This is a genomic window from Streptomyces sp. NPDC001100, from assembly GCF_053598575.1.
In genome coordinates this window covers 1-8,212 of record NZ_JBSFKO010000011.1, presented here as the reverse complement: position 1 = coordinate 8,212, position 8,212 = coordinate 1, and the positions used below count along the sequence as shown (strand labels likewise).

The 8,212-nt window shown below is 70.5% G+C and carries 7 protein-coding genes and 1 pseudogene; 4 read left to right on the top strand and 4 right to left on the bottom strand.

Annotation, left to right across the window (positions count from 1 at the left end):
• Nucleotides 1–81 precede the first annotated feature (81 nt).
• The 4 genes from ACWDEW_RS17560 to ACWDEW_RS17545 all read right to left on the bottom strand — a co-directional run bounded on the left by ACWDEW_RS17560 (nt 82) and on the right by ACWDEW_RS17545 (nt 5,506).
• Nucleotides 82–1,302: a GNAT family N-acetyltransferase gene (locus ACWDEW_RS17560; protein ID WP_450514100.1), complete on the bottom strand. Its 1,221-nt coding sequence runs from the start codon at nt 1,300–1,302 to the stop codon at nt 82–84.
• Between the two features lie 87 nt (nt 1,303–1,389).
• The gene (locus ACWDEW_RS17555) at nt 1,390–2,418 is read right to left on the bottom strand and encodes an acyl-CoA dehydrogenase family protein (protein ID WP_450513810.1); all 1,029 of its coding nucleotides are present in this window, start codon (nt 2,416–2,418) and stop codon (nt 1,390–1,392) included.
• Nucleotides 2,419–2,512: 94 nt separating this feature from the next.
• Nucleotides 2,513–4,210: a purine-cytosine permease family protein gene (locus ACWDEW_RS17550; protein ID WP_450513808.1), complete on the bottom strand. Its 1,698-nt coding sequence runs from the start codon at nt 4,208–4,210 to the stop codon at nt 2,513–2,515.
• 213 nt (nt 4,211–4,423) lie between these two features.
• Nucleotides 4,424–5,506, bottom strand: coding sequence for a substrate-binding domain-containing protein (locus ACWDEW_RS17545; protein ID WP_450513806.1), 1,083 nt, complete (start codon nt 5,504–5,506; stop codon nt 4,424–4,426).
• Nucleotides 5,507–5,618: 112 nt separating this feature from the next.
• Between ACWDEW_RS17545 and ACWDEW_RS17540 the strand changes: the two genes are divergently transcribed.
• The 4 genes and pseudogenes from ACWDEW_RS17540 to ACWDEW_RS17525 all read left to right on the top strand — a co-directional run.
• The gene (locus ACWDEW_RS17540) at nt 5,619–6,095 is read left to right on the top strand and encodes a MarR family winged helix-turn-helix transcriptional regulator (RefSeq protein WP_450513804.1); all 477 of its coding nucleotides are present in this window, start codon (nt 5,619–5,621) and stop codon (nt 6,093–6,095) included.
• A 92-nt stretch (nt 6,096–6,187) separates the two neighbouring features.
• Complete coding sequence (locus ACWDEW_RS17535) at nt 6,188–6,544, top strand: YciI family protein (protein ID WP_450513802.1); 357 nt, start codon at nt 6,188–6,190, stop codon at nt 6,542–6,544.
• Nucleotides 6,544–7,740, top strand: a complete 1,197-nt coding sequence (locus ACWDEW_RS17530; RefSeq protein ID WP_450513800.1) for an RNA polymerase sigma factor — start codon at nt 6,544–6,546, stop codon at nt 7,738–7,740. The genes ACWDEW_RS17535 and ACWDEW_RS17530 overlap by 1 nt, the downstream gene beginning before the upstream one ends.
• Nucleotides 7,741–7,843: 103 nt before the next feature.
• Nucleotides 7,844–8,212 (top strand): annotated as a pseudogene (locus ACWDEW_RS17525) (aldehyde dehydrogenase family protein); the annotation flags it as partial.

The following is an 8,212-nucleotide window of genomic DNA, read 5'->3' as shown; positions in this document are numbered from 1 at the left end:
CCGGACGGGGCCGCGTGAGGGCCGGGCGGCCGCCGAGCCGCACGACGGCCCGGCTTCGCGCCCTTTCGATGTCGGCCGCGGTCAGAACCAGTGCAGGCAGTGCGGGGAGCGATCCGCCCGGAAGAGCGCGTCGGCGAGGGCCGGTGCGCCAGGGCGGTGGGCCCGGATGTGTCCGGCCCGTACGAGCGTGCTCGGGGCGGTGCCGCCGAGGTAGACCGAGCCCAAGTCGCTGATGTCCATGGACAGATCGGGCTCCCGGCCCGTGAGGACGCAGTCGGCCTTGCCGTCCCGGACGGTCAGCAGGTAGCGGCCGTGCTCGTCGAGGAACGGGTCGTCGACGTCGAGGACGAGCTCGCCGTCCGTCGACCAGCCGCGCTCGGTCAGCGCCCGAGGGACGTCCAGCAGTCGCACCCAGAGCCAGTCGGTGTCGCCGCTCACCTCTCCGGCCCGGAAGTCCGCGAGCTGCCAGCGCAGCGGGTGGCCGGGCGGGAACTGCTTGAACACGACCTGACCGACCAGGTCGTGGCCGAGCACGAACCGGGCCAGGGCCGTGAAGGCGGCGTCATCGGCGGCGATGGTCTCGTCCACGGTCAGGGTTCGGGAATCGCCGAGCGCGTAGCTGGCGTAGCCGTCCGGGACCCCGTCGGCGTCCCGGTGGACGGCGACGTAGCGCGGCGCCGGGGAGATCGGGGGCTGCCCCGCGCGCAGGGCCCACCAGCGGTGCGGCCGGGACAGCGCGCCGGGCTGGGCGCGGCGGTAGCGGTCGTAGACCTCCTCCAGGATCTCGCCGCACTCGGCACGACGCAGCAGCTCGACCGAGCCGGACGCCGAGCTGTCGGCCGTGGCGCCCGCCCGGGGAAGGGTGAGGGCGGCCCGGTGGCGCGGCACCGTCAGGCGCTGGGTGTAGGTCGCCGGTCCGTAGCCGTACCTGCGGTAGATCAGGGCCTCGGAGGCCAGGAGCACGGAGAGGGACTCCCCGCGGGCGCGCAGCTCGGTGAGCTGGTGGCGCATCATCGCGGTGAGCACGCCCTGGCGTCGGTGCGAGGGCAGGACGCCGACGGCGGTCACCCCGCTGACCGGGACGACGGTCTCGCCGGGCAGCGTGAGCTCGAAGGAGTGTGCGCCGGCCGTGCCGACGGGCCGTCCGTCCGCCGTCGTGGCGAGCAGACAGCGGTCCATTTCGAGCGCCGACCACCAGAGACCGCCGCCGTCGGTCGGGGTTTCCGGGAACTGCCCGAACGCGGCATGGAGCGTGTCGACGAAAACGTCGAGGTCCTCGCCGGTCGTGGGACGGATCTCCACCACTGTTGCTGCCTCCAGGGGTAGCGGCACCACGTCCCGTGATGCCCCGCCACAGTGCAGCGTCGCCATGTGACGGGGTCAAGCGAATTACGAGCCGGCCAGTGCCTTCAAGTGAGCCGCTCTCGACTCCGCCGTCTGTCCCTGGACCAGGAGGAACAGGGCCTCGCGCGCGAGGCGTTGGGCCCTGTTCGTCAAGGACAGGGATCTGCCGCCCCCGGCCACCACGGCCGCCGTCGTGGCGGTCATCAGCACCTCGTACGCCCGGGTCCTGAGGGCCAGCCGCTCGGCCAAGTGCTCGTGCGGCACCGGGTGTTCGGCCAGGGAGTAGGCCTGTTCGCGTACCTCGTCGAGGCGGGTGCGGAGTGGGCCGGCGGTGTCGTCGTCGAGCAGGGCGAGCGCAGCCCCCGCGACTCCGAACACCGCCGGTGACGCGTTCGTCGGCTTGGGGCGGTCCGTCTTCGCCCACTCCGCGTACGGCGTGCGCAGGGCCACCGCCTCCTCGGGGAGCCACAGGCCGTCCAGCTCCAGGGACACGGTCCGGGACGCGGTAAGGGCCGCCAGCCGCATCGGAGTCGAGGGGCGCAGGCCGGGCTGTTCCCGCGCCTCGGTGAACGCGAACAACGCCTCGTCCGCGTCCGTCACCCCCGCGAGCAGCATCACGTCGTTCAGGCCCCAGCCCGTGTACCAGGGCACCGTCCCGTCGAACCGCCAGCCGTCCCGCTCCCGCGACACCCGCACGGGGACGCGCGGATACGCCCGCAGATGCGCGTACGCCACCCCGGACATCAGCTCACCCCGTGAGAGCGGTCCCAACAGCCTTTCCCGTACCGGCAGTTCGCTGTTCGCCAGTGTCATGACGGGCGTGTGGTGCTGCGTCTGGACGAACCATGTGGAGCAGCACGCCCCGGCCAGGATCTCCGCCGTCTCCCTCGCCACGGCGCCGGGTGCCGCCGAGCCGCCGTAGGCCACGGGGGCGCTCACGCCCAGCAGGCCGGACTGTTTGACCGCCTCGATGTGGGTCGCCGGGACGCCTTCCTGGTCGACCTGTTCGGCGTGCGGGGCGAGGAGGTCGTCCGCCAGCCGTCGGGCGCGGGTGACGAGAACGTGGGAGGTCATGCGGGTGATTCTCCCGATCGGCCGGGCCGGCCACGTGCGACGCTCCGGCCCGTGTCGCGGGACGCGGGCCGGAGCGGTGGGGACGAGGTGGTGGTCAGTCCGCCGAGCGTACGGCGGGCATCGCGAGGTCGACCGGGCCCGTGGCGCCCGGGCCGGTCTTGCAGGAGTCGTGACAGTCCTTCTCCAGGGAGCAGCACAGGGAGCAGATCGCGCCGGAGTGGAAGGGGCAGTTCGCCACGTCGGGGCGCTCGAAGGCCGTCGCGCAGACCGTGCAGGTCAGCTCCACGGCGGAGGGCAGCCCGTCGGGGCCGAGCAGCGGCTCCTCCAGGTCGTCGAGGCGGGCGATGTAGTACTTGCCCTTGGTGAGGACCGCGAACAGGGGCGAGAGCACCATCGCCAGGAACAGGGCGATGAAGGGGGAGTACGCCTTGCCGTAGTCGCCGAAGGCCTCGAAGTACGCGGCGATGGAGACGGCGGAGGCGATGAGCATCGAGCCGAAGCCGACCGGGTTGAAGTTGTAGAGGTGGGCGCGCTTGAACTCGATGTAGGACGGGCTGAGTTTGAGCGGCTTGTTGATGACGAGGTCGGCGACGACCGCGCCGATCCAGGCGATCGCCACGTTGGAGTAGAAGCCCAGGACCGTGTTGAGGAAGCCGAAGACGCCGCCCTCCATCAGGGCCAGGGCGATGCCGACGTTGAGGAAGATGTAGACCACGCGGCCCGGGTGACGGTGCGTCAGACGGGAGAAGAAGTTCGACCAGGACAGCGAACCGGAGTACGCGTTCGTCGAGTTGATCTTTATCTGGGACAGGATCACGAAGAACGTGGCCAGGCCCAGGGCGACCGGAGCGGCGAAGGTCTTGAAGCCGTGCACGTACTGCTGGATGGGCTCGTTGGCCTTCGACAGGCCGACGCTGCCCGCGATGTAGAAGGCCAGGAACGCGCCGCCCATCTGCTTGGCCGCACCGAGGATCACCCAGCCAGGACCGGCGGAGAGCACCGCGCCCCACCACTTCTTGGCGTTCTGCGGGGTCTTGTCGGGCATGAAGCGCAGGTAGTCGACCTGCTCACCGATCTGCGCGATCAGCGACAGCGCCACACCCGCGCCCGCACCGACCCCGAGCATGCTGATGCTCGATCCCGTGGGGGAGTTGCCCGCGAAGTGCGTGAACTGCGAGAACTTGCCCGGCTCCTGGATCGCGATGGACACGAACGGCGCGACCATCAGCACCAGCCACACCGGCTGCGTCCACACCTGCATCTTGGAGAGCGCGGTCATGCCGTAGATCACCAGCGGCAGGATGATCAGCGAGCAGATCAGGTAGCCGACGGCGAGCGGGATGTGGAGGCCCAGGTCGAGCGCCTGCGCCATGATCGAGCCTTCGAGGGCGAAGAAGATGAAGGTGAAGCTGGCGTAGATCACCGACGTGAGGGTCGAGCCGAGGTAGCCGAAGCCGGCGCCCCGGGTCAACAGGTCCATGTCGATCGAGTACTTGGCCGAGTAGTACGAGATCGGGATGCCGGTGAGGAAGATCGTCACCGCCGCCGCCAGGATCGCCACCATGGCGCTGGAGAAGCCGTTCGAGATCGCGATCGAGCCGCCGATGGCGAAGTCGGCGAGGTAGGCGATGCCGCCGAGCGCGGTGGTGGCCACCACGTACGGCGTCCAGCGCCGGAAGGACTTCGGCGCGTAGCGCAGCGAGTAGTCCTCCAGCGTGTCGTTCTGCGCCCAGTCGTTGTAGGTCCGTCCGGCAGCCGTTGCCGGCGCCTCTTTGTCGACGATCTCCGTCACGACACTTCCCTCTTCCACGGGTGTGGGTCACCTCCCGGACGGCCCGGGGGAGTTGGACGGAAGAGTCACGCCGAATTGTTTCCCGTCCGTTTCGGATGCTTTAAATGAGAGACCTTTCAAAATTCTTTTGGCGACGCGCGTAGATTTAATTGATACTTCCTGTGGAAACTATTCCTGCGGGAAGGTAGCCTCGATCCCGGCAGGTGGGGGAGGTCAGAGTTGGGCGACGATGTCGAAGTCGAAGGCGTCTGCCCGCGCCAGATACAGCCGTTGGCGGAGGTGATTGCCGTGCAGGCGCAGTACGCCTCTCGGTCCCTCGTAGGAAACCGTGCCGCCGAGCGCGCACATGGCGCCCACATCGAGCGACCGCGCCCGCTCGGCGAGTGCCGCCAGCAGTCGTACGCCTTCGAAGCACGACTCGCCGAGGCTGCCCACGACGGGTGCCTCCACGCCGAAGCGGGCCGCGTAACGCCCGCTGAAATCGAGGCTTTCGGCGGTGGCGAGGGTCTCGAAGTACCCGGCCGCCGCCCACAGTCCCTCGGTGGCCTCCGCGCCGGTGGCCAGCAGGATGTTCTCGTCCATGTGCGTGCTCAGCCGCAGGCAGCGTCGGTGCAGCCCGTGGGCGGCGAACGCCCTGTTGAAGCGCGCCGCGTCGTCCCCGACGAGCAGCATCAGTACGGCGTCGGCCTCGCACCGCTCGACCCGGCGCAGGACCGGGCCGAACTCGTAGGTGCCGAGAGGGACGAAGATCTCGTCGCGCACCCGGCCGCCGCACTCCCGGGCGTAGCGGCGGGCGGCCCGTGCGGTGACGCGCGGCCACACGTAGTCGTTGCCCACCGTGCACCAGCGGCGCGCACCCGTCTCCTCCGCCAACAGGCGCATGGCGGGAAGGAGTTGGGCCGCGTCGGTCTCGCCGGTCAGGAACACGCCCGGCGTGCGCTCGCCGCCCTCGTACTGCGCGGTGTAGACGTACGGCACCCGGCCCGCGATGCGCGGCACCAGCGCCTTGCGGACCGCCGAGGTGTGCCAGCCGACCACCGCGTCGACGGCTTGCATCGACACCAACACCTCGACCTCTGCGGCCACTTGCTCCGCCGGGCCGCCGCCGTCCACCACGATCAGCCGGACCTCGCGGCCCAACACCCCGCCTGTGGCGTTGAGTTCCTCGACGGCGAGTTGCGCGGCCAGTTCACAGGACGGGCCGAAGACGCCCGCCGGACCCCGCAGGGGCACGACCAGCGCCACGACCAGGGTCCTGACCGGGCCGCTGATCCGCCCGGGCGGCAGGGAACGCACCAGACCACCTCCGTGAGGGCATGAGGGCACGGAAACCGGGCCCGGCCCCGGCGCCCTCGCAGAGGCTCGTAATCTGAAACCGCACAGTAGACCTACCGGAAGGACAGCGGCAATGTCGTCCGTACCGTCGCCGGGCCTCGCCCACCTGCTGAGTCACGCCGAGCGGCGACTGGGCCTGCGCATGGCCGCCGTGCTGGCCGAAGAGAGCTGTTCGGTCGAGGAGTGGCGGGTCCTGTCGGTCATCGCGGACGGCAAGGGACATCCGATGACCGAGATCGCCGACCAGGCCCTGATGCCCGCGCCCAGCCTGACCAAGCTGGTGGACCGGATGGTCGCCGACAACCTCGTCCACCGCCGCCCCGACCGGGCCGACCGCCGCCGGGTCCTGCTCCACCTCACCGCCCGGGGCCGCACCCTCCACCAGCGCACCGCGCACCGCCTCCTCACCGACCAGACCCGGCTGCTCGACGCCATCGGCGACCACGGCGACCTGGTACGACTGCTCGCGCGGCTCAACGCGGCCCTGGACCAGGAGCCTGCGGAAGCTCCCACCCAGGCACCCGCGGAGAAAATCCTGCCGGTTTCCTGAGGCGCGCTGTCGATCCGGGAACACGGCGTTCGTGTAGGAGGTGAGAGATCCCCCAAGGGACTCCGAGAACCCCCTGCGCCATGGAGGACGCCATGCAGCACTACCTGCTCAGTGTGATCACGCCGACCGACGGACAGATGCCCTCGCCCGAGGAGATGGCGGAGATCCGCCGCAAGCTGGATGTCTTCCACGACGAACTCCAGGCCGCCGGCGCCTGGGTCTTCGCCGGCGGACTGCACGGACCGGAGACGGCCACCGTGCTGCGCCCCAAGGACGGTGACGTGCTCATCACCGACGGCCCGTACGCCGAGGGCAAGGAGTATCTGGGCGGCCTCTGCCTGATCAAGGCCGCCGACTTGGACGCGGCCCTTGAGTGGGGCAGGCGGGCGACCTGGGCCACCACCCTGCCCGTGGAGGTGCGCCCCTTCATGAACACCTCCGAGGGCTGATGGCGTTCGACACCGACATCGAGGCCGTCTTCCGCAGCGAGTACGGGCGCGCGGTCTCCGTCCTGGTCCGCTTCCTCGGCGACATCGACCTCGCCGAGGAAGCGGTCCAGGACGCTTTCACCACGGCCGTACAGAAATGGCCGGAGACCGGTGTGCCGCCGAGCCCGGCCGGGTGGATCATCACGACCGCCCGCAACCGCGCGATCGACCGGCTGCGCCGGGAGTCCTCCCGGGAGGCCCGGCACAGCGAGGCCGCGCTGCTGTACGCGTCCGACGCGCCCGCCGAGGAGGGACCCGTGCGCGACGACCGGCTCCGACTGATCTTCACCTGCTGCCACCCCGCGCTCGCCACCCAGGCCCAGGTCGCGCTCACCCTGCGGCTGCTCGGCGGGCTCACCACCGCCCGGATCGCCCGCGCCTTCCTGGTGCCCGAACCGACGATGGCGCAGCGCCTGGTCCGCGCCAAGGCCAAGATCCGCGACGCGAAGATCCCGTACCGGGTGCCCCGCGACGCCGACCTCCCCGACCGGATCAAGGGCGTTCTGGCCGTCGTCTACCTGATCTTCAACGAGGGCTACACCGGCTCGCTCGAACTGTGCGCCGAAGCCCTGCGCCTCGGCTGCCTCCTCTCCGAACTGATGCCGGACGAGCCCGAGGTCACCGGCCTGCTCGCGCTGATGCTGCTCGTCGAGTCGCGCCGGGCCGCCCGCGAGGGCGCGAACGGTGAGCTGGTGCCGCTGCCCGAGCAGGACCGCGACCGGTGGGACCGCGAGCTGATCGCCGACGGTCAGTCACTCGTCCGGCGGTGCCTGCGACTGAACAACCCCGGGCCCTACCAGATCCAGGCCGCGATCAACGCCGTGCACAGCGACGCGCCGACCACGGACGCCACGGACTGGGAGCAGATCCTCCAGCTCTACGACCAGCTCATGGCCGTCGCGCCGAGCCCCGTCGTCGCCCTCAACCGGGCCGTCGCCGTCGCCGAGGTGGACGGACCGCGCAAGGCTCTCGACCTCGTGGACGCGCTGGACCTCGACGACTACCACGTCCTCCACGCGGTGCGCGCCGATCTGCTGCGTCGCCTGGGCCGTCACACGGAGGCGGTGACGGCGTACGAGGCGGCCGTCGCCCGCACGGAGAGCGCGGCGGAGCGGGGCTACCTGGAACGCCGCCGCCGGGAGCTCGTGCGGATGTGACAGCCGTCATGTGGGAGGTGACCATGTTCCCACCGGAATTTTTCCCGGTACATGAATGGTTGCTATATACATCTGTCCGTAGAGAACTCCCACGCACCAGCAGCGAGGCACCGTGAACCAGTCCAGCCCCGAGCAGCCCGCCGACGTCGTGGCCCGGCTGCGCGCCACCTTCCGCACCGGCCGCACCAAGCCCGTCGAGTGGCGCACCGCGCAGCTCCACCGTCTGCGCGACCTGCTCACGGAGCACGGTGACGATCTCGCCGCCGCCCTCCATGCCGACCTCGGCAAGAGTGCCGCCGAGTCCCAGCGCACCGAGATCGGGTTCACGATCCGCGAGATCGACCACACCCTCGACCACCTGGAGGAGTGGCTGCGCCCCGAGTCGGCCCCCGTCCCGGCCCACCTCGGCACGGACGCGACCGCCTGGACGCAGTACGACCCGCTCGGCGTCGTCCTCGTGATCGCCCCCTGG

Bases quoted from the DNA above. Each gene is read 5' to 3' on its own strand.
- ACWDEW_RS17535 (WP_450513802.1), top strand. From the start codon at position 6,188: ATGCAGCACTACCTGCTCAGTGTGATCACGCCGACCGACGGACAGATG.
- ACWDEW_RS17530 (WP_450513800.1), top strand. From the start codon at position 6,544: ATGGCGTTCGACACCGACATCGAGGCCGTCTTCCGCAGCGAGTACGGG.
- ACWDEW_RS17555 (WP_450513810.1), bottom strand. From the start codon at position 2,418: ATGACCTCCCACGTTCTCGTCACCCGCGCCCGACGGCTGGCGGACGAC.
- ACWDEW_RS17540 (WP_450513804.1), top strand. From the start codon at position 5,619: ATGTCGTCCGTACCGTCGCCGGGCCTCGCCCACCTGCTGAGTCACGCC.